Source organism: Ruegeria sp. O4 (genome assembly GCF_056535125.1).
Map to the genome: position 1 here is coordinate 62,551 of NZ_JBQERO010000016.1, position 25,062 is coordinate 87,612.

Sequence of the window (25,062 nt, forward strand, 5' to 3'; positions counted from 1 at the left end):
TTACATTCACAGAGATACGCAGCTGGGTCACAGGACCACTGGGCGGCGATGCGTGACTGGCTGGTTCGGAATGACGTTCCTGCTCCAAAAAATCTGCCGGGGTGGCCAGAAAAGGAATAAGGGCTGGCTGAGGGGGTCGAGGCCAGCCCCTATCTTCGTCACGAGGGGGTAAGTCGTTATTCTGATCCCAAACTACCCAGTTTGCATGCTGCCCGAAATTGGGGGATTCCCGTAACACTGCAAACTTCACCGAAAAAGTTTGTTTCCAATGAGCGAACAGTGAGTTTCAAAACGAGATGTGGACACAATTTTGCCGCAATGCGATCCTCTGTCCGTGGGTGGCGCGTGTTGATTTTAGAACGTTCCAGTTTTTCCATCTGGATTTGAGGGGGTTGTTGAGTTCGGCGCGCCGCCCCACGAGTACTTCATCGAACCGCCAAAGTATTGAACTGCACTTTCCGAGTGCCGGAGCGCCAACGCACTTTTCATCTCATGGACGCAATTTGAACACTCTCCGCAAATATCAGTGCGGAGCGGCGCGCCTTGATGGGGATTATGATTTCAATGAGGGGGTACGAGTTCGGCGCGTCGCACCACCACTGCCGGATATACTCGTTGTCCTTTGATTTGTTTAAATACTATCTTTTGATCCAGTTTGCGATTTTGAGAATGGGCGATTAGTGGAAGAGAATGAAGGCGTCTGGTTTAGCCAGGTCATGTATGACCCAACGTTGATGAAGCCCATTACCTCCGAGCAGGCTTTAAATGACTTGCCGACCGCAGGTGCAGTTACAGAAAGAAACAAAGCCGGGATAGTCCAATCCCGTGACGCCTTTCCGGATATGATATTTGGGTTGTACCCGTATAAAAAGCTCAAGGCACTTCCCGACATATTCAACGGGCCTGCTGGTCCCGTCATATCTCGCGCGGTAGCGGATGTACTTCGCGAAGCAGAGTTGGGAAAAACGAAAATCTATCCTTTGAACGTTTGCCAACACGACCGTGTGACACCAGTTGAAGGTGAGTATTTTACACTCGCCCTTGGCGAACAGAAAACGGCGTTTGTTCCGGATCGGTCGAATATGGTCAAACCTTTGGGTAACAAACCAGATACTTGGATCAAACGGGGTATGAAGCCCAAAGACTTCGACTTTGTTGTTGCAGACATAGCCTTGGAGGGGCCCGATTTGTGGGTTGATCCATGCCTAGCGTGGAGCCTGTTTTTCAGCGCCCGTTTGGTAAAGGCGTTGAAGGCAGCAAAGCTCACGCGCCGCTTCGGGCTGAGTAAATGTAAGGTTGTTTCCATTCACTAAAGGGGTACGAGTTTGGGGATGACGCATTATCGATACCGGCCAAGTTATGGGGAAATCTGGCTGGTTGTAAGTGTCCTTCTGGAGGCGGTTTGAAGTCTATTTCAGTGCAGAGTAGCGGCCCTGATTTTTGGCTCATCGCCGGAATACTTCTGGGCGTCATCCTACTGTATTTTACCTTGCGATTGATGCTCCGCGTATTCGGAGCAACCAAAGAGAAAGTCTCGTGCCGTTGGAAGAGAAAAACCGCGCAGGACAAGGAAACTCTGCGCGCTTGGAATTGTCGGGCATGCGGTGTTACAGCATATTCTGGAAACGGACGGAAACCCACAGGCTGTCGCAAGTCCGCCAAACCACAGAGCTTATAGTCAGGATGGCACGGACATGAATGTAGATGAACCGAAGCTGGTGATGTCAGACAGGTGCAAGGCTGTGCTTTTAGACGGGTATCGGTTTGAAATCGAAATCTACCGCTTGGACAACCAGGACAAATGGATGTTGGAAGTGGTGGACCATGAAGACGCCAGTTATGTCTGGGACGACAAGTTCAATTCGGACCAAGCGGCCCTTGATACAGCAATTGAGATTTTGAACAACGAAGGCGCGTTGGGCTTCATGGGGAAAGAGTAGAAACCTTAGGGTAATCTTAGTGTGGCTAGTGCCGAAACCAAACCAGATATCCATTGGATCTTTACACTTCCTGAGTGCTTTTCCTGACTTTCCTGCGCGCCCTCGCTGACCGTTTTCTACACCCCTCAGAGCAATACCGCGCTTCAGTCCTGCGATAGTCGGGCAGGTCATCCCCACACCACCGACAAACCCAAGTGCCTTGCTTCACACAGCGTAGCATCGCCTTTGCCCGCTTTAAAACCGGAAAGCGGTCCATCTCTGCTACCGCGAACCTGTCAGCGCGAAAAGCTGGAAGCCGACATTCAATCCGACCCAGTTACTGTCTCCGCTTTGCATTACCGCGAGGCGCCTAGTACCCGACGACTTCCCCCAACACTTCTCCTGCGGCGCCGTCGGGTGGGCGCGTATCTGCGACCGCGGCAAGCGTCAGCGCCAGATCGACTGTATGCACTCGACGCGAGACCCGCTGTGGCGCGAGGCTGAAACCGGCAAAAGCTATGGGCACGTGGGTGTCATAACGCCAGGGCGAGCCGTGGGTGACTGTGACCGAGAGACCGTCGAAATCGTTGATGAACCAGCCGGGGCTGGTCACCAGATAGATGTCGCCCGAGCGGTCGGGGTTGTAGTTGTTGGCCACGGCGCGCATCAGCGCATTGTCGGGCAGGGCGCCCGTACGAATGCGGGACGAAGGCACAGCGAAGGCGATACCTTCGAAGGCCGACAGTTCTTCGGCGATGGCGGTTTCCAGCGCGACAAGGTCGATGTCGTCGCGACTGTGCACCTCTTCCGAGAGGGTGAGGTAGGGGTGGTCATAGCCCGCTATCAGCGGATCGCTAAGGCCAAAGCGCGCGCGGATGCGATCGGCGGCGGGCTGGGTCGCCCAGTGCTCGGGGTTGACGTAGCCGCCCATCTCTCCCAGCTCGGCCAGGTATCCCGGCGCCTCGGGCGTGCCGTGATCGGCGGACAGCGCGATCAGGGTGTTCTCGAGCCCGATCTCGGCGTCGATAAAGGCGAAGAGATCGGTCAGGGTGCGGTCGAGCCGGAGCAGGTTTTCCTCGGCCTCCAGGCTGGAGGGTCCGAAGCCGTGGCCGACATAGTCGGTCGCCGAAAAGCTGACCGACAGGTAATCGGTGATATCATCCTGGCCCAGCCCCTCGGCTGTGATCAGGGTCTTGGCGAAATCGGCGGTAATCTCGTCCCCGGCGGGGCTGAAGGTGAGAAGCGTGGCGAAATAGGGGTCGTTCTTCCACGACAGCGGGTCGATGGTGGAATAGGGGTGCGGAAAGGTGCGTCCGAACCCGGCAAGGTCGGTTTCCCATGCCTGATCGTCGCGGTCACCGAAGAGGTAGCTGTCGATGGGATGGGTCAGCTCCCAAGAGGTGTTAAGGTAATTCTGCAGGAAATCCTTGGCGTTCCAGTCGGTCACCCAAGAGGGGTAGCTGTCATAGTAGTAGCTGGAGGTGACGAATTCGCCGGCGGATTTGGAGAACCAGAACGCTTTGCCCGTGTGGCCTGCCATTGAGACGGCGCCGCGATCCTTGACCGAGACGCCAAAGACCTTGGCGCGGCCCTGGGTGGCGATGGTGAGTTCATCGGAAAAGGTGGTGGTCAGGATGGCACGGGGCGAGCGGCCATCGGAACTGGCGGCAAGCTGGGTGGGGTCGACCTCGGTCTCGGGGTTGACATCGGCACCCTGGGTGAGGAGTGGATAGTCGGCGTCCTCGACATTGTAGATGGTGCGCCCGGTGGCGCGGTCGTACCAGAGGTTGCCGACCATGCCATGGGCCGCCGGATTGGCGCCGGTGGCCAGCGTGGTGTGGCCGACGACGGTTTCGGTGTTGGCGTGCGCATGGTGGGCGTTGTCGAAATAGACGCCCTGATCCATCAGATAGCGGAAGCCGCCCGGCCCGAATTGGTCGTAGTGGCGAAATGGCAGGTCGCCGCGCAGTTGATCCACAGTGATCTGGAGAATGAGGCGCGGCTTGTCCTCGGCGACTGCAGCGTTCGCCAAGGAAAACGCCAGGAACAAGATGCAACTGGCCATTTGGATAGGCTGTTTTACCAACATCGAAGGCTCCTTCCTCTCGTCGGTCGGCCCACGCGGTGCGCGGGCCGTGGCGTTATCAGTTTACGGGCAGTATATCCGGGAACACCCAACTGCCATCAAGAACCTCGGCGCGCGGCTCATAGAGCCGGACCGTGTAGTTCCAACCCGACGTGACGGGGATGCAGTTGATACGCCCGTCCTCGCAGGCCCCAAAGTGAATGGTATAGGAGCCATCTGCGTTCGGCGTGGCGGAGGTGTTGTTGTAGCTGTTCCGCCCTAGATCGTTGGGCGCGAGGAAGCCGTCAGCGTCGTAAACGGTGATCGACCAAAACGCGTCCACCGGCACGTCCTGAAGCGTTACGGCGTGGGGGGTCTCACCGTCATTCTTGTCGACGGCGTCGACAAAAGCACTGGCCGTCGTGGCCGGTTGCCCTGCCCAGCCCGCCATCCCGATCAGATGGCCAAGCGGGTCCACCTCGTCGCGACGGCCGAAGGCGATGCTGGCATCGAGGCCGACGGCAGCGGCGAGGTCGCTGATCGCCTTCCGTGCAGCGGCAAGGGCGTCGAGATCCCAGTCCGGAGCCTCGAAGGGGCCGGTTCCGCCGCCTTCGAGGCGAATTCCGTCCTGCACCGCATGGGCGCGCGCCGTATCGTCGGGATCGCCCGCGTCGATGAAGGTGCGGAACAGGAGCATCGCGAAGCGGGTCCCGACCTCGTCCTCGGTCAGCTCGTATGCACCGGGTTCGGCATAGGCAAAGTTGTAGTGGTCCTGGCTGATCACCAGCACCGACTGGAACCGTCCGTCGCCCTCCGGCAGCGTCACCGTCACCGGCTCGGACAGATCGATGAGGGCGGACGAATACAAGGTGTCCTGGTTGGGCCGGATGACTGGCTGCGGCTTGTCGGCGGAGGTTACCTCGCGCTCATGGGCGATCTCGCCGACACCTGTTCCGTTGTTCTTCATAGTGAGCCGGAACATCGTATCGCTCTCGGCGCGCATGAGGTTCCGGATCGTGATATCTTCGGCGAGAACTGGTGCGGGTGCGCAGAGGGAAGCGGCAAGGAGAAGGTGTTTCATTTTTCTGTCCTTTCTGTCAGTTCGCGGGCTCGACACCCGGGAAGACCCAGCTTCCATCCAGCACTTCCGGCGCTGCACGATAGAGCCGCACGGTGTATTGCCACCCCTCGACAAGCGGCAGGCAATTCACGCGCCCGTCCTCGCAGCCGCCCAGATGCACGGTCATCGAGCCGTCCTCATTGTACGTCCCGCTGACGGAGTTGATGACATAGGCGTCCATCGCGTTCGGCGCGAAATAACGGTTTGCATCATAGAGGCTGACCGACCAGAAATCCTTGACGGGCACGTCGGCCGGCACTTCGATCTTGTATTTCCCGACCGGCAGGTTCGGCGAGATCCCGAGATAAAGTGCCTCATCCTCGGGCAATCCGCCCCAGCCACCGGCCGTCCCAATGAAATGCCGCACTGGATCGACATCCTCCTTCTTGCCGAACATGTGGAAACTGTCCGGAAGGTAGGCGCCGACACCGACGGCGGCCCTTACGAGCCCTATATAGTCCTCTTCGTCATAGGGCGGGACGATGAAGGGTTTGGACGAGGCAGCGTCGATCGACATCTGGTCCTGGATCGCGTGCACGGCGGCCAGGTCCGCGGAATCGGTCGCATCCAGCAGGACGCGCAGATAGACGGCGACATATGGCGTGTCAAACGTGTCCATATCGAGTGTATAGGCGCCGCCACCGTGCAAGACCTTGTTCAGGTAGTGGTCCTGGTTGATGACCATCGCCGACATGTAGCGGTCGCCGACATCCGGAAGGGTGACCGTCGCGCCCTTGCTGATATTGATGATCGCGGCGCTATAGAGAGTGTCCCGGTTCGCGCTGATGGTGGTCTGAGCATGGACGGGCATCATTTCGCGGAAGTGGTAGAACTTGTTTACCCCTCCAGCGAGGGCAACATATTTGCCGAACTCGATATCTGTCGCGGCACGGATAAAGTTGTCTACCGTGACTGGGATTTCCCTGCTGTCGGCAAGTTGGTCCACTGTGGTGTCGAAGTTTTGGGCATGAGCGGGACCAGAGACGATCGCGGCCAGGAATGCAAGAAACAAAAATATGCGGTTTGCCAACTGTTTACCTTTCATGAGTCGCCCCTCAAGTCTTCGTTTTCCTGGCGTTTTATCATAGTGCGACCGGTCATTTTGTGACAAAGAGACGCTATGAGACAGAAGTTGGTCAACATCATCGAACTGGCGCACGTCGTGGACATTCTTGACAGCTTCGTCCCGAAACACGTCGTCGGGAGTGCGCTCCGAACGGCTGGTCTCGACCGTAAGATGCTGTCAGAAGGAACCGGGTTTGTTTCCTACGCTGCTGAGGCCGTCATTCTGGAGTCCGTCGCCCGCATGATAAGCGATCGCCATCTGGGTGCCAGGGTTGGCTGGGCCTTCGACTACTTGGCTTACGGAGCTTATGCGAACTACGTGCTGGGCGCACCGGATCTGCGATCTGCGCTTGACCGCGGGCGACGCGCGCTGTCGCTGACGCATCCTGGCTCTGAAATCGTGATCCGACAGACTGACACGCACGTTGTCGTCGGACGAGACTCGAAAGGCTTCTCGGTCGTCGGCCACCGACACCTCGACGAAGGGGCGCTGTTCGTTATTTCCAAGGTGGCCAGGCATTTCCTCGGCACGGACTGGCAGCCCGATTGGTTTGAACTTCCCGATGGCAATGGTGACGACAAGTCAAAGCTTGCAGATCTGTTCGGCGCACCTGTTAGGACGGGAGCCCAGTCACCGTCCGTCGCGCTTCGGCTTTGCGACCTTGACACGCGAAACCCGCACCCCTTGCAGTCTCGGAAGACTATTACATTGGGGGACCTGGGTGCGCTCATGGGGGTTGAGCCGGTTCAGTCCATTGAAGGCGCGGTTTTGCAAATCATGCGCGCTCATCTTCCGACAAGTGTGCTTTCCGAGAGCAAAGTTGCGGCCCATCTTGCGATCGGCCCCAGGTCACTTCAGAGGGCCCTTAGGGCGGAAGGGACGGCATACAGGACAATCCGCTCTATGCTCATCGAGGAGCAGGCGCGCGAAATGCTTCAGAAATCGGACATTCCGGTCGAACGGATCGCCGAAATGCTGGGATACAAAGAGCCGAGAAGCTTTCGCCGTGCGTTCAGGGAGTGGACCGGCTCTTCACCAAAGAGCTTCCGGGGAAACCGAAACACAAACACTTGAGTCGTTGCCGCTGATCACATTCGCATATACACGATGGATTTTCTGGAAACCCAAGGCGTCCCGAAGTCTGCCAAAAAATTTCGAATTTCCCAGACCTGCGCTTCGTCCGCTCTGCCGGCATTTGCCGTTCTTGAGAATGTGCGGCCGCAGCGAATGGCAGGTCCGGCGACGCCGCACTGCGGAGACTGCAAGCGGGGAGAAGGGCCGCAAAGGGCCGTCCCTGTTTGGGTTTGTGGTTCTCGATGGGTAGAATGCTGCAACTGACCCAATGACCGCGAAGAGCCCAGAGTGCAAATTGCTGCGGTCGGCCCAAATACGTGCGAAGCGTGCGTCGCTGCCGTTGGTCCTACAATGGACGGCCCATTCCGGACGTTGACCGCCACTCGAAGTGCCGCAACGCAGAGTTCTTCACAATCATATTTGATCCTATTGCATGTTCTTTCTGCTCACTCAGACGCGACGGGCTGTTAACGGACCATGGACGCATCTCTTTTTCGTTGTGCGTCTCGGACCAGCGCCGCAAGCCGATAGAAGCCGTGTGCCATTTTTGTGTAGGGCGTCAGCAGGAAGAAGGTCAGGACCGATCCGAGGTGGATGGCCAGCAGTGCGGGCATCAGAGGTGTTGAACCGAGGGCGTAAAGAACCAGCCCGCTGAGCCCCACAAACCCGAGCAACAGGATGAAGCCGATATCCCCGCCCCAGGCCGACGGATCGCCGAGGTCTCGGTCTGACTTTAGCTTGAGCAGCGCCATCGCACCGCACCCCACCGTCAGCAGAAGCCCCCCGGAAATCCCGAACAGTTTCGGCAACGACCAGAACCCGTAAGGCGCGTACATTCCGAAGACATAGTGCATGATCGTCGCCACCGAGGTCGACGCAAAGCACAGCAGAAAACCATACATAACAGCGTGGTGGATGTGACGTCGGCCCTGACTGAACCGGTCTTCGTCCTCGAAGTTACAACCCTCGCCATGGCCTGCGGCCAGATCCTGCATCTTGCCCGCGCGTTTGAGCGCAACCGTCAGATCAGACATCTGGATCGGTTTGCCACCAACCTCTGCCCAATAGCGCCTCAGGCTGAAGGCGATACTGAACAGAGGAAGCAGGAATGCAGGCGCAAAGATCGCGACCATCGCGTTGTGGGACAGGACGGCATAAAACCCTTCGCCTCCACTGGAACCGATGGCGCGGGTCGCCCAGAACAACAGGGCAAATCCGACCACCAACGCCAGGGCGATGGCTCCGCCATGGGTGTGGAACCGGCGTGCCAGCGGCTGCGGCCAGGCGAAGCTTTCCCAACTGTCTCGCCGCACTTCAGCCAGCGCCTTGGGCAGGTTCAGGTCAAACGCGTGCGGGGCGGTGTACTGACAGGCGTAGTAACAGCCCCGGCAGTTGTGGCACAGGTTGGCCAATTGCGTGATGTCCCCATCCGAGAACGCGCGCTCTGCGTGCAGCGACGGGAAGACCGAGCAATAACCCTCGCAATAGCGGCAGGCGTTGCAGATCTCGGCCTGGCGGCGGGCTTCCTGAATAAGATCAGTTTGCATAAGCGGCGGCCTCTCGTCCTGCGATGCGTCCAAAGACAGTTCCGATGGTCATGCCAAAGCCCGCCAGATAGCCTTGCCCAAGGATGGACCCGGCCATCGTTTCCCCGGCCGCCCAAAGGTTTTTGATCTTGCCGCTTGGGGTCGAGCACTGGGCTGTCTCGTCAACCTTCAACCCAAGATAGGTAAAGGTCACGCCGGTCCGCATCGAGTAGCCGTAAAACGGCGGTTCGGTAATTGGGCGCGCCCAGTTGGTCTTGGGCGGGATCAGGCCCGAGGTCGCCACCCCGTCCAGTTCGGTCGGATGAAACCCGCTGGTGTCACCGCAGGCGGCGTTGAATGCGCTGACGGTTGCTTTCAGTTTCTCCGCGGGCAGGCCCATCATCCCGGCCAATTCGTCCAACGTGTCCGCCTTTAGCGGAGGGAACACGGACGGCATGAACAGGTTCAGCGATTTGGCGTCGATGATGGCATATCCCACCTGATCCGGCTGCGCCGCCACCAAACGGCCCCAGATCGCGTAGCGTTTGGGCCAGACGTCTTCGCCCTCGTCATAGAACCGCTCGGCATGTTTGTTCACGACGATGGAAAACGGAACGCAGTCCAGACGGGTGACGATGCCGCCGTCGAATTTCGGCGCGCGCCCGTCGATGGCAACGGCGTGGCATTGGGTCGGGTCGCCAACGCTTTCTACTCCTTGGTCCAGTAGATCAGACAGGACAACGCCTCGGTTGTAAGGCGTTCCCCGGATCAGGAAGTTCTTGGCAGGTTCACCCCAGGCTCGGGTGAGCCAATCCGTGTCGGCCTGAAAGCCGCCGGAGGCAACGATGACCGCCTTGGGCGCGATGCGATGAGACTGGCCTTCATAGCTATAGTCGACCCACTCGATCCGATCACCATTCAGTTCCAAATGCGTGACGGCGGCTTCGTACAGCACATCTACACCCAAACCTGCCGCCGTGCGGTAATAGGCATTCACCAGAGATTTGCCGCCCCCCATGAAAAACGCATTGGTCTGTGCCAATGACAATGTGCCGGAAAGCGACGGCTGAAACCGGACCCCGTGTTCTTGCATCCAGGGAAGGCATTCTTCCGACGTGCGGATCGCCAACCGGGCAAGATGTTCATCGGTTTTTCCACCGGTGACTTTCAGCAGATCCGAGAGGTATTCGTCTTCGCTATACGCCTCGACGAGCGGACCCAACGGGCCCGAATGCATGCAGCGAAAATTGCGCGTATGGCGTGAGTTTCCGCCGCGATAAGGTTTTGGCGCCGTTTCAAGGATCAGAACACGGGCGCCTGCCTCGGCTGCAGTCATCGCAGCGCAGAGAGCCGCATTGCCGCCACCGATCACAGCGATATTGTAAGCTTCCTTTGGGGTGGCCATATCCTGTCTACCTACTGGCTTTCGTCGATTGAGCGGTCGCGGTCCTGCAACGCGCGGATGCGCATCCGCTGCGCAGCCTGAATATGCGCGCGCATCACTGTCTCGGCCGCTGCGCCATCGCGGGCTTTCAAAGCCGCCATGATGCGCCGATGCTCGGCCACTGCGGCCTCGGCGCGGTCGCTATCCAGCAATTGCGAGGGACCCAGGATCAACAGCGCCTTTTGCAAGGACAACATGGATTTTGCCAGAAATCGGTTCTTGGCCGCATCCAGAAGTGTTTCGTGAAAGATCTTGTTGATTTGGGCCGCATCGGGGCCAGTACCCGCCTCGGCCAGCCGGTCGTTCAGAACTTCAAGCTCGTCCAGTTCGACATCAGACGCCGCGCGGGCTGCCAGACGGGCCGCTGTCCCTTCAAGCACGGCGCGCATCTCATAGAGTTCCATGACCTCGGCGTAATCCAGACTGCGCACGGTGGCACCTTGCCGTGGCACATGTGTGACCAGCCCGTCGGCTTCCAACTGCCTTATCGCCTCGCGCACCGGGGTACGGCTGACGCCCAACCGTTCCGAGAGCTCAATCTCGCGCAGCCGGTCGCCGGGCAAAAGAGTGCCCTCGCGAATCTCGCACAGCAGGCGCTGATACGCAGAATTGCCTTGTGGGCCAGGTTGTAACGGGTCGTCCTGAAGGGTCATCGCAGGCTCTCTTGTCATCTTGCGTCCAGTTGTATACACATGGATACATTATAAGTCAACGAAGCTGGAACGCTTACCTTGCACAGCCAAACCGATACCCCCTCTCTTCTGACGAAACGGGCCGTCACGCTCGGCCTGGCGGTGTCGGGCACTGGGGTGTTTTGGGCGCTAAACCTGCCGCTACCTTTTCTGTTCGGGCCAATGAGCGCATGTTTGATTGCAGCTCTTGCGCACGCACCGATGGAAGGCTTTGGAAAGGTCTCGGTTGCCGCCCGCACTATACTGGGCGTGGCGGTAGGGGCATCGATTACGCCGGCTCTGTTTGCTGAATTGCCAAAAATGGCCGCGTCAATTGCGCTGATCCCGTTCTTCATCCTGCTAATCGCGCTGGTAGGTGTGCCATTCTTTCGCAAATTCTGGGGCTTTGACTCCACAACGGCTTTCTACGCAGCCATGCCGGGCGGTTTGCAAGACATGATCATCTTTGGCACTGAGGCGGGGGCCAATCCGCGTACCTTGTCCTTGATCCACGGTACGCGCGTGCTGATCATCGTGACGTTGGCCCCCTTGTTCCTCACCGTGTTCTATGATGCCCAACTCACCAATCCGATTGGCGAGCCCGCGCACAACCTGCCAATACATGAATTGGCGCTGATGGTTCTGGCCGCCATTATCGGCTGGAAAGGCGGGGAGCGGATCGGCCTGTTCGGGGCGTCAATCCTGGGGCCAATGATCCTTACGGCCGCCTTGTCACTGGGCGACTTAATTCATACCCGACCGCCTCGCGAGGCCATCCTTGCAGCGCAGTTTTTCATTGGCTGCGGAATTGGTGTGAAATTCGTAGGTGTCACATGGGTCGAACTACGCCGGGTAGTGGCAGCGGGCTTCGCCTATGTCATTGTCCTTGCCGTCCTGGCAGCCACTTTCACCGCCGTTGTCACCACCTTGGGACTGGGCCAACCTGTCGAGGCGTTTCTGGCCTTCGCGCCCGGTGGGCAGGCAGAGATGACGGTGCTGGCCATCGTCTCGGGCGCGGATCTGGGCTTTGTAATCACCCACCATCTGACAAGGATCGTGCTGGTGATCATCGGCGCGCCCATTGCCGCAAATCTTATTCTGCGCTGGTCCAAACCTCGGGGTTGATCATGTGGATCGGAGCGCCTTCGGCATAGGCGTTCACCTGATCGAAAATATCCGCGAATTGCAGGTCGAACTCGTCTTCAGTGACAAAGCCGATATGTGGGGTCGCGATCAGGTTGGGATGTGACAAAAGCGGGTCGGTCGAATCAATCAGTGGCTCGGAATCAAACACATCAATTGCCGCTTTGCCGGGGCGACCGACGTTCAGCGCCTCAAGCAAAGCACCCGGCGCGATTAGCCCAGCCCGCGAGGTGTTTACAAACAGCGCCCCCGGCTGCATCTGTGCGAAATCCGATGCGGTGACGATCCCGCGCGTGTCCGGTTTCAAGCGCACATGGACCGAGACAACATCGCTGCTGCCAAAGAACGCTTCACGGCTGGGCGCGACCTGCGCGCCATCCGCCTGCGCACGCGCTCGGCCTTCTACGGATGACCACCAGACCACATTCATCCCAAAGGCCTCGGCATAACTTGCAATGGCGCGAGCAATGCGGCCATAGCCATAGAGCCCCAACTGACGCCCCCTCAGCGTCTTGCCCACGCCCGCCTGCCAGCGCCCTGCTTTGACCGAGGCCATTTGTGCGGGCAAATCCCGCATCCCGGCCATGATTAACGCCCAAGTAAGTTCGGCTGCAGCATATGACGGCGTCCCGCCATGCATGTTTGAGCACAGCAGCACGTCGTGATCTGTGCAGGCCTCAACATCGACATGAGGATAAACGCTGCGCTGGCTGATCAGTTTCAGATTCGGTAATTTCTCCAGCAAGGCGCGGGTGACTTTGGTACGTTCGCGGAACAGGACAAGCACCTCCGCGTCATGCAGTCGTTCGGCCAGAGTGTCAGTGTCTTCGACATGATCCGTCCATAATGTCACCTCATGACCGGTGAGTTTCTCAAAACAAGGCAGGCCACGCAGCGTGTCAAACCAGTCATCAAGAATGTGGACCTTCATCGGCTTTCTATACCCTGCCCGGTGTTCAGCTTTCTTGGGGTTGGCACAAAATGACATGTGTCGAGAGCGGCAAGTGCATTGCGGACCCGTTCGCTTTGATCCAGCAGATGGTTGAACTGCTCATCGCAGCCAGCAATCGGTGTCGGATAGACCGCGATGTCCCGCCGTAGGGCCGACTGCGCCAACATGAGTTCCTGACGCGCGATATCGAGGCATTCCGAGTAGTTGTCCATCGTGTCCTCCCATTATGTATACAATAGTATACTATTTGGGTTGCACTTGATCAACTCCTGTTCCAAACAGACTCAGGCACATAAACATGCCCGTCCGCCAACTTGCGCGCGGTCCGCACCAAACCCGCCGCGTTCACTGTGAACCCGTCGGTGGTGGAAAAATCCACCAACACGTCGATATTGCCCGAGGCGTGTTCCAGAACGACTTCAGCCGGGCTGTTCGTGGGGCGATCCAGCAAACCGTCGGCGACGGTTCCGGGAGTCAAAGCGCAAGACGCCATGCATTGCGCGCCGGTGACCGCCATGGTCGGGTGGGTTTTCCACGGCATGAAATACCGCACTGCGAGCGTTCCGCCCTCTCTGGCCGGAGCAACAAGGCCGAACTTAGGGGTGACCGATTTGGACACATCCCCCATACCCATCCGCTGCCCTGCTTCGATCCTAACGGCCTCCATCCGGTCAAAGAACGCGCGGTTTGCGTCAAGTTCCTTGGCGCTCTCATAGCCCGTCAATCCGAAGTCTGTGGCGCGGGCGATAGCCATCGGCATAGCGACATCCATGAAGGTCAGTTCGACGCCCTGAACTGCATCGCGCAGGTTGCCCGTAGGCAGGAACGCTCCGGTGGCCGAGCCCACCACGCCCATGAAACTCAACTGCACCGGCGCTGAATGACCGGGAACGCCGGCGATCTCCGCATCACCCTCATAGGTCAATTCGCCCCCGGGTGTATTCACCTTGGCCACGACCCGAGCCCCAGTGTTGACGGCCCGAATGCGAACTTCAGTTTCATCACCCTGCGGTTTGAACAAGCCCATCTCGATGGCAGCAGGGGCAACCCCGGACAGGATGTTGCCGCAAGTCGGTTTGAAATCGACCAGCTTGTCCTCGACCGAGACCTGCGCAAAGAAATAGTCGATATCGGCCCAGTCATCCTCGCTGACCGACAGCATCGCGACCTTTGTGGTCACCGCCGCGCCGCCGCCGATGCCGTCGATGTTCAGCGACTGCCCGGACCCAAGAGCGGCGATCAGCACCTCGGCCAGCGCGTCCAGATCCTCAGGCAAATCCGAGCGGCGGAAATACGGGCCTTTCGACGTGCCGCCACGCATCAAGATATAAGGGATTGCGGTTTGAGTCATTTTGAACCCCTCACTTCAACGGCCAGGGCAGGCTGACCATGTCCTGCAACAGACCTGGCGGGAAATCGCGGTTCAGAGCGCCCGCCATCAGGCACATGAACCCGATGCCGCAGGCGGTCAGGATCAGAGTCATCTGCCAGCTGGACCCGGCGCGGATACGGAGAAAGGCGATCAGGAACCCTATCAGGGCGAGGATGAAGCCCACCACCCACGTGGCCGCGATCAAACTGGCGAACCACGCCAGAGTGGACCACAGACCGTGGGGTGCGCTGGCGTCTTCACCGGCGATTTCCTTGTCGGCAAAGATCACGTCGCCTTCGGGACGTCGCATCATCTGGATCAGAAGGATCACGCAACAGAATAGCGAGACGCTGCCGATAACCAGCGGGATGATCTTGTCGGTCATATTGTAGTCGGGGATCATGTTGGCGTTGACCAATGCGACGATCAGATAGGCCATGATCACCAGCAGAAAGATAAGCGGCGCGCGTTTGGTACCGGCCTGAACATCACCCTCGGCCATGATCATCTTGGCCTGCCGGATACCCAGAATGACCGAAACAACCGTGACCACGATCAGCACGATGACGATAGGGCTGAAGACATATTCCATCCCCTCGCCAAAGCTTTTGCGGAACCGGAATGAGGCGATCTGGAACGCCTGATTGGTGAACTTCTCAACCGGGTTCGACAGAACGAAACCGATCAGGAAGGCCGGGCGCGACCAGTCGAAACGGCGTAAAAAGATGCCGATCAGGCCGATCACGAACAGGGCCAGCAAGTCTTCGAAGTTTTGGCCGGATTGGAACGCCGCAAAGCTGATCAACATGAACAGGAACGGCGCCAGATAGGTGAAGCGGATCGTGGTCAGCTTGGCGATCCCGCCCGATGCCGCGATGCACAGGATGGTCCCGACGACGTTGGCCAACGCCAGCAGCCAGACGATCGAATAGGTGATGTCGAGATTGTCCTTGAGCATGCTCGGACCGACCTCGATATCGCCTGACCCCAGCAAAGCCACCGCGCCGATGAAGATCGCCATCGAGCCTGAACCAGGGATGCCAAACAGCAGAGTTGGCACCAGCCCTCCACCCTCTTTGGCGTTGTTCGAGCTTTCCGGGCCGATGACGCCGCGCACTTCGCCTTTGCCGAAATTGCTCTTGTCCTTGGTGGATTGCACCGAGTGACCGTAGGCGATCCAGTCGACAACCGAGCCGCCGAGGCCGGGAATGACTCCAACAATCACGCCAATGATCGAACAACGCACCGACAGCCATATATTTGCGAACCAGTCTTTGATGCCGTCCAGCCAACCGGCGCCCAGTGAGGCCCCCTTGGCAATCGACCGATCTTGACGCAGCAGCGATACGATCTCGGGCACCGCAAAGATACCCAGGCCAACGATGACCAGCTTCAAACCGTCCGTCAGATAAGGAATGTCGTAAGTTGCCATGCGCAGCGAACCGCCTGCATCCGCCTCACCAATCGTGCCAACCATCAGGCCCAGACCGGCGGCGGCGACTCCTTTCAGCGGGATCCGCCCGGCCAAAATGGCGACCATCGACAGGCCGAGAATTGTGATCATCAACATCTCGGGCAGGCCGAAGGCCAGAACGATGGGTCGCGCGATAAGTATGAACATGGTCAGGAAGGTCGCGCCGACGAGCCCTCCGAATAGGGAAGAGGAAAAGGCTGCTGACAAGGCCCGTGCAGCCTCGCCCTTTTTCGCCATCGGAAAGCCGTCCAGCACGGTGGCCTGCGAAGCAGAACTGCCGGGGATGCCCATCAAGACGGACGCAAACGTGTCCGAGGTCGGCACCACCGCGACCATCCCGATCATCAGCGCCAGACCAAGGATCGGGTCCATTCCGAACATGAAAGGCAACAGCAGGGACAGACCGGCAATACCGCCAAGCCCCGGAAAGACGCCCACAGCCAGCCCCATGACGACGCCGAGAATGAGATACCCCAGAACGATGGGTTGCAGGATCAAACCCCACGCGTCACCAAGCGCAGGTAGAGCGGTGGCGAAAACCTCCATAGCGGCCGCCTTTCATAAACTGTTTTGTATGTAGAGAAACGCGCGCCCTTCGTTGGGCGCGACGACGTGTCAGCTTAGTTCAGCTCGACGCCGTAGGCCTCTTTCAGCCAGTTCAGGACGTATTGCTTGGCATTGTCATCCACATTGGTCGCCGTCTGCAGAGCAGATTTCGAGCCGTCGCCGACGAACACCGGATACTTGCCGACGTGCTTCGAGGAGATATCAGCAAAATCACCCCGCTCGGTCACTGCTTGAAACGCTGCGGTATAGGCGTCGACGACCTCTTGCGGCGTGTCACCGGGCAGGAAGGCCAGCTTTTGAACCGGGAAACCTGCCACGAAGAAGGCTTTCCATGCGTCCCATGCCTCACCACTGGTTTCGCAGCCATCGGTGGCCTCGCAGACCTCCTTGAAATTCGGAATGCCCGGGAAGGTCGGGTCACGAACGATATTGCCATCAGCATCCAATGCGCCCCAAGTCATCATGGGAACGGCCTGACCGGCTTCGACCAGCGGGACCGAACCACCCAGATAGCCCGAGGACGTCTGGTAATCGATATTGGCTTCACCACGTTCAAACATCAGCCGACCATCCCCGCGGCCTTTGATCCCAAATACCGGTTCCACATTCATACCCAACATCTGCCAGGCCAGCAGAGGCACAAGGTCCAAACGGGTTGCACCCTGCGAGCCGTAGATGAAATTGGTGTCCTTCAGCGCATTGGCAGAGCCGTCAAACTTGGCTCCGTCCTCGGCGTTCAGATACGCAACACCACCCGTTCCAGATGCCATTACCGGAATCCAATCGTTGTATTCATAGCGTACGCGGGGATCGCTCAGCAGATACGGGAACTGAGTAGACCCGGACGTGCCAAACAACAGGGTACCGTCATCATGGCTTTTTTCCTGAAACCAGTTCGCGCCTTTGGTTGATCCCGCGCCCGGCATGAACTTGACCACCACAGTCGGCTGACCGGGCAATGCCTCGGATAATAGTGGCGCGAAGAAGTTGGCCCATTTAGCCGACCCGCCCGTTTCCGAGAACGGAATGACCCATTCGATGGTCTTGCCCGAGAAATCGACCTCGGCAGCGGCAGGTGCAGCGAATCCGGCAGCGGCGATCAGCCCCACGACGGCACGACGAGTGAAGTTGGAAATGGCCATTGGTTCCTCCCTGTTGACCAGACAACCACGTCGGCGCCCTCCGCGCCACCGTGATTGCAATTAGAACTGCGGGGTTGATTCCCCCTCCCATCTGGCAATCATGGGGCGCCAACCTTGCGCGAAACTTGCGGGAGACCTGATGCGGATCGTCATCGTCGAGGATAATGAGACCCTTGCCAACGCCATTGCCTATCGCCTGCGGGATCGGGGCCATGCCGCTGACGTGCTGACAGATGGCGGCGCGGCCGATTTGTATCTGGAGCAAGAAGGCGCAGATCTGATCGTTCTGGACATCAACCTGCCGGGTCGGTCTGGGCTTGAGATTTTGCGGTCCCTTCGCAACCGGGGTGACAGCGCGCCCGTCATCCTGCTGACCGCGCGCACCGAGACCAGCGACCGCGTTTCGGGTCTGGATATGGGCGCCGACGATTACTTAGTGAAACCCTTCGAGATGGATGAACTCGAGGCCCGCATCCGTGCCCTGTCCCGCCGCAAACAACTGGATTACGGTGCGCGCGAAACGATCGGAGACCTGGAATTCGACCGCACCGCCCGGCAGGTGAGCGCAAAGGGCCAAGTTCTCGATGTGCCGCGTCGGGAAATGGCTGTGCTTGAATGCCTGCTGGAACGTCGCGGCAGGATCGTCCCCAAAAGTCAGTTGATCGACTACGTCTACGGCGTGGGAGCCGATGTCGACGATTCGGCCGTCGAGCCGCATGTGTCACGACTGCGAAAACGCCTTCAGAACCTTGGCATCCGGATCAAGACCGCCCGTGGCCTTGGATATCTGCTAGAGGTGCAGAAGTGATCCGGCACGGCTCACTCAGGCTCAGGCTTTTCATTCTGATCCTGACGCCATTGGTGCTGCTCGCAATCCTGCTTGGATACTGGCGCTACACGGTTGCTCAACAAACGGCACAGGAGCTTTTTGACGACAGCCTATTGTCCGCCGGTCTGGCCATTTCTCGCGATGTGGCGGTGTCAGAAGGCGATGCCCTGTCGCCCACCACGCGCAGCTTGATCCGCGACGCATCGGGCGGAGAGATTTTTTATCACGTGACCGGACCCGGTGGCATCTACGTCACAGGGTATGCATACCCTCCGGCCGCTGCAAACCCGTCTGAGCAAGACGCGTACCAGCCGAGGTTTTTCGAGGCGATCTATCGGGATGAGCCGGTGCGCGTACTGAAAATGACCGAGCGCGTCACACTTGATAACCTTGTGGGCGATGCGACAGTAACAGCTTGGCAACGCGTTGCGGATCGCAACGCCTTTGCCAACGAACTGTCGATCCGCGCCGCGATCCTGATGGGTATCCTGCTGGCCACCCTTGCTGTTGTCGTGTGGTTCGGCGTCGCGCGAGGGCTGCGGCCCTTGCTGGATTTGCAGGATGCGATCGACCTACGCTCACCTGACGACCTGAGCGAAATCAAACGCCCGGTCCCGGTCGAGGTTCATGGCATTGTTCAGACCTTGAACCGGCTGTTTGGACAGGTCGAGCACAGCATCAACGCCCATCAGGTGTTTATCTCAGAAGCCGCGCATCAGCTGCGAAATCCGGCGGCAGCGGTCCAGTCCATGGCCGAGGCGTTGCGGGACGCAAAATCGGATGAGGACAAGGACAAACGGATTATCGAGCTTGTGTCGGCAGCGAAAAACTCCGCCACGGTGGCCGAGCAGCTATTATCGTTGGAGCGGTTGCGGCAACCTACGCATCAGGATCAGATGGACAAGATTGATTTCCGTGCGGTTGTGGAAGAAGCCTGCACTGACATGGGTGTACAGATCCTCGCAAAAGGGATCGAGTTTGATGTTACGATGCCGGACTCGACAATTCCGGTTTCAGGAGATCAGGTTTTTTTAACTGAGGCCATCAAAAACCTGCTGGACAACGCAGTTAAGCACGGTGGGACTAAGTTGAGCCAAATTTCAGTCGCGCTGCGTTCTGATGGCGAGAACGTAAAGCTTACCGTATCCGATGACGGAACCGGCCTTTCACCCGAACAAAGCGAAGCCGTTTTCAGTCGATTTTCGCAGCTGGAATATTCCGAAGGCAGCGGTTTAGGGTTGTCGATTGTCTCAGCTGTAGCGAAGCGCCACGGAGGAGTGGCCGCGATCAACCAAGTCGAAAAAGGAGCCAGCGTCACGCTTCAGCTTCCCATAGCCCTGTAGTTTGTTTCAATTTCTGCTCGGAACCCGAAACCTGTCACAATCAAAGAGAGTTTTTCGATTACAGCGAATGACCGGTTTCCACCCCAGGTGCCGGGCACGGTGGTCTTGATACGTCTTCACCGGACTTTGAAGCCTTTTGCAGCGAAATGGCGCTTGGTCCCGCTGCCCTGCCATCTGAGAAGCGCGTGGGAAGGTCCGGTTTGCGTGGTTTAGAGCCTTCTGCGCGAGCAAAAACTCAAAGTGCAGTTAAGGTCCGGTTGGGGCTCATAGTACCAATTCGGGCTTGTCGCAGAGAAGGGCAGATGCGAGCCTATCGCTGACCGCTAAGTAAACTCCAGGTCTCTGTTTTTGTGAGTGTTCTGGTTTTCGTGTCGGCAGTTCGATAAGTAGCGACAAGTTAAGACAAGAGTAGACAAATCATGGTGCCAACCAGATGACCGAACGTGCTCAACCGTTATTGGCGACGCTGATTGATGCCGACAACGTACCAGCCAAATTTGCGGAAGCAATTCTCAAGGAGGTCGCTTCAATAGGCGAACCCGCGCTTAGACGAGTTTATGGCGATTGGACCAGTAGTCGGTTGAAAGGTTGGTCCGAGGTAATCTTATCGCTGGGTCTTGTTGCACACCAGCAGACCGCCAATACGTCGGGTAAGAACGCATCCGATATTGGTCTTGTGATAGATGCGATGGACATCCTACATGGAGGTCGGTTCGACGGGTTTGTCTTGGTTTCTTCCGACAGTGATTTCACCAGTTTAGCCAATCGTCTCAGAGAGGATGGCTTAATGGTGATTGGCATCGGAGAGAAAAAAACTCCGGAGCCACTTCGGAACGTGTGCAACCGGTTCATTTTTATTGAAAACCTTGTAGCAGACGAAGGCGAAGCCAAGAAACTAGCTTCTGCAAAGGAGCAGCCCCAAAAAGCGGCAAAGTTACTCTTGGATGCCATGGCACGTATCCAACAAGATGACGAGTGGTTTCACCTTGGGCAACTTGGCCAGTCAGTAGTCGCTGCACATCCAGATTTTGATGCTCGGACCTACGGAAAGGGAAAACTGAGCGATCTCGTAGCTGCGATCAAAGGCTTCGAAACGAAGAGACAGGGCAACAGCCTCTTCGTTCGTTACGTCCAGCCAAGGGCAAAGTCCTGAGAATATCCACTTACCTTCAACCTGACTGACCGTTTTGTCCCGCACACTTTCAGTTTCTTGCGTTCTTGATTTTGCGGTTGCAGCGAATGGCAGGAATGGCGGGCCGCACCGCGGCGCAACCGCGGGTGGATGAACTGTGGCTAAGGGCCGTTTGGATATATCGTGGAGAACAGGGCAGGGACTTGTGCTGCTTCTGCACTGAGGTCGGCAAAGAGCCCAGAGTTCCAAGTTTCTGTTTCGCAGCTAAAGTCCGCTTTGTTGGGCACTTGGAGTCCCGGTTGGCGATCAATCTCGGATAGTGGTCTCAGTTCCGAGTTTACTTTGAACATGTCGAGAACTACGGTCCATTCTGACAACTCCGACGAGAAATTCTCAGACAATGCCCGTGACAAGCTACATCTTCACTGTTTCCCCCCCGCCGCGCGCCTAAGCGTGTCTTTTGCCGCGCACGCGTGCGCGCAAGACTGACGCAGGCGCGAGACGTCGCTTAAATCGCGGCCTCCTGTAGCATACAGGGTTAGGTTGCGTGCGCCTTTTCGCCTCCAAATCTCGAAACTTCCCACCGTGATGCAAACGCCTTTTGGGCCGTGACAGCATCATGGTCGTCTGGCTGTCTGGAGGCCAATACACATGAATAAACTTACTCCACTCTTCATTCTCAGTTTGTCAGCAACACTTCAGATGATCGGTGTCGGCATGATCGTCGCACTTCTTCCACAACAGGTTCATGCAATGACCGGATCACTTGAATGCGTCGGTCTCGTCGCCTCGGTTTTTGCGTTTGCCTATCTGCTTGCGCAACTGCCGATCAGCGCTCTGTCAGACCACCTGGGCGCAAAGCGTTTCCTGGTCACTGGTTATTTACTCTGCGCAGTGTCTGGTGTTGTCTTCTTTTTCACCGAAACCGCTGGGGGCATCTTCTTGGGTCGCGCCGTACAGGGCATCGGTGAAGCTCCGATCTGGGCGCTCGGGCCAGCTATTCTTTCACTGGCCTATCCGTCAACCAAGGGGCGGGTGATTGGCATCTACAATGCGGCAATTCACATTGGCCTGACGGCGGGTCCGTTATTGGGTTTGCTCGTCGCGCCGAACGGCCAAGGCAGTCTGCCGTTTCTGATTTTTGCAGTGCTGTGCCTGTTCGCAGGACTGTGTGTCTTTTTCTTTCTGAAACCCGTTGCCGTTCCTCTTGGACAGTCTCGACCGAGCTTTGCACAATTTATCAGGCTGTTGCGCCAAAGGCAGACGTTGATCCTGTTGTTGGGTGTCCTTCTGTACGGCGCTGGATACGGTGTTTTCCTAACGGTTTTGCCCGTTTCTTTGGCATCCACACATAGGTTTGGCGCAACGGCCATCAGCCTGCTGTTCGTGGTGTTCTATGCGGCCATCAGCCTGTCGCAGATCGTTGCAGGAGCACTCTCTGATCGGTTCGGACGGAAGGGGTTTCTGATCTGGGGTATGGCGTTGGCGGCTGTTGGACTCGCGGCATTCCCGCTCTTTTTAGGGCTTTGGGCCTATATTCCACTTGGATTTGCCAGCGTTGGATTGGGAATTTTCTGCGTGGCATCCATCGCTGAATTGAACGAGGAAGCCCCCGACACACTCAAAGGGGCCATATCGGGCAGCTACTTTCTCTTCTGGTCTGCGGGCTACGTGCTTGGCCCACTGTCTATTGGCGCAATCAGCTCGAACGTTCCATTCATTGGGTTCGGAACGCTCGCTGCCTTGCTTGGTGTTCAAGCCTTGGCGTTGGTAAGGGTTCAAAGCTAACCCCCACTCAACACACAGGCATCTCTTCTACGTTTGGGATGCCTGCTTTACGACTTCATTGCTGAGCCAGCCGCCAATATTGACCTCGCTGGGTCGTAGAAGTGGCAGGCTATTGGCAAAGCGGACTTTGGGGAAACGGTGCTGAACGGCAGGTCTAGTCCCATGTAGCGAGTTCAGGCAGCCTTTGTTTTGCGCTCGCAGCGAACGGCAGGTTCGACGGGGTCGCAGTGCAGTAACATTGACCAAGGTCGAACGGCAGGAAAGGGCCGGAAACACGATCGTGGTTTCCCGCTTGATCCCATCACCGGCAACAAGAAAGCTTCACTGCGGCCTTTTCTGCCAGCATTCTATTATAGCAGTAAGATGGCATCGCTGATCATCGTCGTATTAGATTTTCCGCAAGTATGCCCAAGAGACATACCCCTTTAGTCTACGAGCACGCTCCAATGAAACGCGGCACCAACGTGTGCCACCGGTCTGCTCGCAGCTGTGAACTCGTAGTGCGGTTCCATTTGGAAGACCAACGATCACATTGAACCCTGTTCCAGGTCCGCTGCGCATTTTTAGCATGTCACCGTCTTCGACTCCAAAAACCTCATATGGTCCCAGTGACGCCGCCGCAGCCGGCTCAACGCCCATGACGACCCCTAGGAACAAAGCCGCTAAGGGTGAGAAGATTGCATTGCGCATCTTGATGTCCTGCTTGTTGCCTCAACTACAATCGTAGCAATTCGGGTCACCAGAAGGAACAACTCCCAGAAAGAAATGTACGTGATACCAAAGCCTAAACCCCTACATATCTTCCAAGTGGTGGGGAACTCTGGCCCAGTTGGGGGCATCTTTCGCAAAAACCTTTTTCGATGGGCTGAAGTTGTTTGGTTCATCCAGTGTCCCAGCTGCAATGCTCGTCAATCCGAAGGCTGTCACACCCCACAAGCCTGACCCGCAGGTACCGCAGAAATGCTTGATAACAGGTCGGCCTTCCTTTGAGGTCTTCTCAAAGGTCCGTGGTTTGCCCTTCAGTAGCTGTAGATTTTCTGACTTTATCATGTACCCGGCGTAGCCATCTGTACCGGTCATCGATAGGCAATCTCTGCAAAAACACATGAGTTGCAGTACCGCTTCACCGGTGATCCGGTAGCGCACTTCACCACAGAAGCACCCACCTTCCAATGATTGTGCCATGTTCGTTCATCCCTCTATGTCCACTGGGAAGAGTAGTGAACATCGTATGCGCCCTAATCTGAGGCGGCAACATTTCCACATTACTTTTGGCTATCTCACGCGGAATTTCATCATCTGACTAAATGCGGCAGTTTCCGGCCGTGAAAAATTCTCTTCTGCGTGAGTACGGTCATTAAAGAGAGAAAACTGTGCGGATGTCCGCTCAGTAAATGTAGGTCCGTTCCATTGAGGATCAGAATCCATTCCGACGAATGGATCTTGCAAAGTCATTGGACAGACGGTCTGAATTGACCGACAATCGGATCATGGAGCTGACGGCAACCACACCTGTCCACCTGATCCATGTGGATCCAGACGTCAACATGGCGCGGTTCTATGGAATAGAATTGCAGCCGACGTTGTTTGGAGAAGTGTCCGTCCTTCGGACCTGGGGACGAATTGGCACGAACAGGCAGGCCATGATGGTGACATATGACAATGAGGCCCAGGCTGCTGATGCCCTCCACAAACTCGAAATGCAAAAGCGCCGTCGGGGGTATGTCCCGGTCGGTGAGTGAATTCGGGCTGCAATCTGTTTCCCTGGCAAATCACGAGCCTTTCGGCTCGTGACCGGGCTCTAGGTTTCAGCCGGCATGCCGGCTTCCACCCAGAACACCCCAGCATGATCTCCCTGAGCCAATAGCCCCTGAACCGTCTCTTGCGCGCCGGGGCAGGGGCTTTGGGTCATGGTCGGTCCATACCGTGGTGATCTGCCCATTCGGGTGACGATCCCTTTTGCGCTTCCGCAGGATCGAAGATCCTTTGGCTTCTTTTGTTGGTCAGGCGGGATTTGGACAAGCCAAAAGCCACCCGACGTCAGGGGGAAGGCGCGGCCTCCCCCCTCGGACAAGACAAATAGACAAGACCGTGTCCTCGCGCGTTGCGCTGCGGGCCGCACCACTCTTGTCGATTTGTCCTGTCTCGCCCCTCTCCGCGTTCGCCACGGGGCAGGTTTTAGAGACGACGCCCATTCAGGGCTCGGCTCAAAACCAGCACCGAAGGGGACCAGCCCCGGAGGTCGCACCACAAAGGAGAGATGGTTTTGAATCTTGAGACGGCAAAAGACATCGAGACTGACACCAGCCTTCAGGCGGCAGAGATCGCGGTCCAGAATGATCTGTTTGGGGTCTGCTCCGGCTGAGTGCAGAATGACACCCTAAGCCCGTAGATCACCTGGTTTTCCACCTGTATTCGCCCGTGAGCAGGATATG

General features: G+C 57.5%; 22 protein-coding genes. 9 read left to right on the forward strand and 13 right to left on the reverse strand.

Annotated elements, in window-relative coordinates:
• Positions 1–680 precede the first annotated feature (680 nt).
• Together ACR0J7_RS16070 and ACR0J7_RS16075 are read left to right on the forward strand one after the other, a co-directional pair.
• Positions 681–1,313: a hypothetical protein gene (locus ACR0J7_RS16070; RefSeq protein ID WP_480608156.1), complete on the forward strand. Its 633-nt coding sequence runs from the start codon at positions 681–683 to the stop codon at positions 1,311–1,313.
• 381 nt (positions 1,314–1,694) lie between these two features.
• A complete protein-coding gene (locus ACR0J7_RS16075) occupies positions 1,695–1,940 on the forward strand; it encodes a hypothetical protein (protein ID WP_480914905.1) in 246 nt (81 codons plus the stop codon).
• Between the two features lie 349 nt (positions 1,941–2,289).
• Here the strand turns inward: ACR0J7_RS16075 and ACR0J7_RS16080 are convergent, their stop codons facing one another.
• Genes ACR0J7_RS16080 through ACR0J7_RS16090 form a run of 3 tightly spaced genes read right to left on the reverse strand, consistent with a single transcriptional unit; the run spans position 2,290 to position 6,149 of the window.
• Complete coding sequence (locus ACR0J7_RS16080; protein WP_480914906.1) at positions 2,290–4,008, reverse strand: alkaline phosphatase family protein; 1,719 nt, start codon at positions 4,006–4,008, stop codon at positions 2,290–2,292.
• A gap of 55 nt (positions 4,009–4,063) precedes the next feature.
• Positions 4,064–5,065 (reverse strand): DUF1214 domain-containing protein, encoded by a 1,002-nt coding sequence (locus ACR0J7_RS16085; protein ID WP_480914908.1) that lies wholly within the window; start codon positions 5,063–5,065, stop codon positions 4,064–4,066.
• A gap of 16 nt (positions 5,066–5,081) precedes the next feature.
• The gene (locus tag ACR0J7_RS16090; protein ID WP_480623897.1) at positions 5,082–6,149 is read right to left on the reverse strand and encodes a DUF1214 domain-containing protein; all 1,068 of its coding nucleotides are present in this window, start codon (positions 6,147–6,149) and stop codon (positions 5,082–5,084) included.
• Positions 6,150–6,236: 87 nt separating this feature from the next.
• On the opposite strand from ACR0J7_RS16090, the gene ACR0J7_RS16095 reads away from it, so the two are divergent.
• Entirely contained in the window at positions 6,237–7,244 is a 1,008-nt protein-coding gene (locus ACR0J7_RS16095) for a helix-turn-helix transcriptional regulator (protein WP_480914910.1), read from the forward strand.
• Between the two features lie 467 nt (positions 7,245–7,711).
• On the opposite strand, the gene tcuB is transcribed toward ACR0J7_RS16095, so the two are convergent.
• From tcuB to ACR0J7_RS16110, 3 genes are read right to left on the reverse strand one after another with little or no spacing between them, the layout of a single operon-like run.
• The gene (gene tcuB / locus ACR0J7_RS16100; protein WP_480484173.1) at positions 7,712–8,791 is read right to left on the reverse strand and encodes a tricarballylate utilization 4Fe-4S protein TcuB; all 1,080 of its coding nucleotides are present in this window, start codon (positions 8,789–8,791) and stop codon (positions 7,712–7,714) included.
• Positions 8,781–10,175: an FAD-dependent tricarballylate dehydrogenase TcuA gene (tcuA, locus tag ACR0J7_RS16105; protein ID WP_480898409.1), complete on the reverse strand. Its 1,395-nt coding sequence runs from the start codon at positions 10,173–10,175 to the stop codon at positions 8,781–8,783. Before tcuA ends, tcuB begins: the two co-directional genes overlap by 11 nt.
• An 11-nt stretch (positions 10,176–10,186) precedes the next feature.
• Positions 10,187–10,867, reverse strand: a complete 681-nt coding sequence (locus tag ACR0J7_RS16110; protein WP_480914921.1) for a GntR family transcriptional regulator — start codon at positions 10,865–10,867, stop codon at positions 10,187–10,189.
• Between the two features lie 78 nt (positions 10,868–10,945).
• Here ACR0J7_RS16110 and ACR0J7_RS16115 point away from each other — a divergent pair, with 78 nt between their 5' ends.
• Positions 10,946–12,010, forward strand: a complete 1,065-nt coding sequence (locus ACR0J7_RS16115; RefSeq protein ID WP_480914911.1) for an AbrB family transcriptional regulator — start codon at positions 10,946–10,948, stop codon at positions 12,008–12,010.
• Here ACR0J7_RS16115 and ACR0J7_RS16120 read toward each other — a convergent pair.
• The 5 genes from ACR0J7_RS16120 to ACR0J7_RS16140 all read right to left on the reverse strand — a co-directional run bounded on the left by ACR0J7_RS16120 (position 11,979) and on the right by ACR0J7_RS16140 (position 17,535).
• A complete protein-coding gene (locus ACR0J7_RS16120) occupies positions 11,979–12,959 on the reverse strand; it encodes a D-2-hydroxyacid dehydrogenase family protein (protein WP_480505569.1) in 981 nt (326 codons plus the stop codon). The genes ACR0J7_RS16115 and ACR0J7_RS16120 overlap by 32 nt on opposite strands.
• The gene (locus ACR0J7_RS16125; RefSeq protein ID WP_480914913.1) at positions 12,956–13,192 is read right to left on the reverse strand and encodes a hypothetical protein; all 237 of its coding nucleotides are present in this window, start codon (positions 13,190–13,192) and stop codon (positions 12,956–12,958) included. Before ACR0J7_RS16125 ends, ACR0J7_RS16120 begins: the two co-directional genes overlap by 4 nt.
• 50 nt (positions 13,193–13,242) lie before the next feature.
• The gene (locus tag ACR0J7_RS16130; protein WP_480773495.1) at positions 13,243–14,331 is read right to left on the reverse strand and encodes a 4-oxalomesaconate tautomerase; all 1,089 of its coding nucleotides are present in this window, start codon (positions 14,329–14,331) and stop codon (positions 13,243–13,245) included.
• A gap of 10 nt (positions 14,332–14,341) precedes the next feature.
• Positions 14,342–16,372: a tripartite tricarboxylate transporter permease gene (locus ACR0J7_RS16135; protein WP_480505563.1), complete on the reverse strand. Its 2,031-nt coding sequence runs from the start codon at positions 16,370–16,372 to the stop codon at positions 14,342–14,344.
• Between the two features lie 74 nt (positions 16,373–16,446).
• Positions 16,447–17,535, reverse strand: coding sequence for a tricarboxylate transporter (locus ACR0J7_RS16140; protein ID WP_480914915.1), 1,089 nt, complete (start codon positions 17,533–17,535; stop codon positions 16,447–16,449).
• Positions 17,536–17,674: 139 nt separating this feature from the next.
• On the opposite strand from ACR0J7_RS16140, the gene ACR0J7_RS16145 reads away from it, so the two are divergent.
• The 4 genes from ACR0J7_RS16145 (at position 17,675) to ACR0J7_RS16160 (ending at position 22,627) form a co-directional block, all read left to right on the forward strand.
• Positions 17,675–18,343 (forward strand): response regulator transcription factor, encoded by a 669-nt coding sequence (locus ACR0J7_RS16145; RefSeq protein WP_480505559.1) that lies wholly within the window; start codon positions 17,675–17,677, stop codon positions 18,341–18,343.
• The gene (locus ACR0J7_RS16150) at positions 18,340–19,707 is read left to right on the forward strand and encodes a sensor histidine kinase (RefSeq protein WP_480900662.1); all 1,368 of its coding nucleotides are present in this window, start codon (positions 18,340–18,342) and stop codon (positions 19,705–19,707) included. The genes ACR0J7_RS16145 and ACR0J7_RS16150 overlap by 4 nt, the downstream gene beginning before the upstream one ends.
• A gap of 433 nt (positions 19,708–20,140) precedes the next feature.
• A complete protein-coding gene (locus ACR0J7_RS16155; RefSeq protein WP_113789668.1) occupies positions 20,141–20,860 on the forward strand; it encodes an NYN domain-containing protein in 720 nt (239 codons plus the stop codon).
• Positions 20,861–21,490: 630 nt separating this feature from the next.
• Entirely contained in the window at positions 21,491–22,627 is a 1,137-nt protein-coding gene (locus ACR0J7_RS16160) for an MFS transporter (protein ID WP_480914917.1), read from the forward strand.
• Between the two features lie 387 nt (positions 22,628–23,014).
• On the opposite strand, the gene ACR0J7_RS16165 is transcribed toward ACR0J7_RS16160, so the two are convergent.
• Both ACR0J7_RS16165 and ACR0J7_RS16170 read right to left on the reverse strand, forming a co-directional pair.
• Complete coding sequence (locus ACR0J7_RS16165) at positions 23,015–23,317, reverse strand: SH3 domain-containing protein (protein WP_480609275.1); 303 nt, start codon at positions 23,315–23,317, stop codon at positions 23,015–23,017.
• A 102-nt stretch (positions 23,318–23,419) separates the two neighbouring features.
• Positions 23,420–23,812 carry a GFA family protein gene (locus tag ACR0J7_RS16170; protein WP_171722476.1) on the reverse strand — a complete coding sequence of 131 codons (393 nt, stop codon included), beginning with the start codon at positions 23,810–23,812 and terminating at the stop codon, positions 23,420–23,422.
• A 305-nt stretch (positions 23,813–24,117) separates the two neighbouring features.
• On the opposite strand from ACR0J7_RS16170, the gene ACR0J7_RS16175 reads away from it, so the two are divergent.
• On the forward strand, positions 24,118–24,369 hold the full coding sequence (locus tag ACR0J7_RS16175; RefSeq protein ID WP_480914919.1) for a WGR domain-containing protein: 252 nt from the start codon (positions 24,118–24,120) through the stop codon (positions 24,367–24,369).
• The last annotated feature ends 693 nt before the right edge of the window (positions 24,370–25,062 follow it).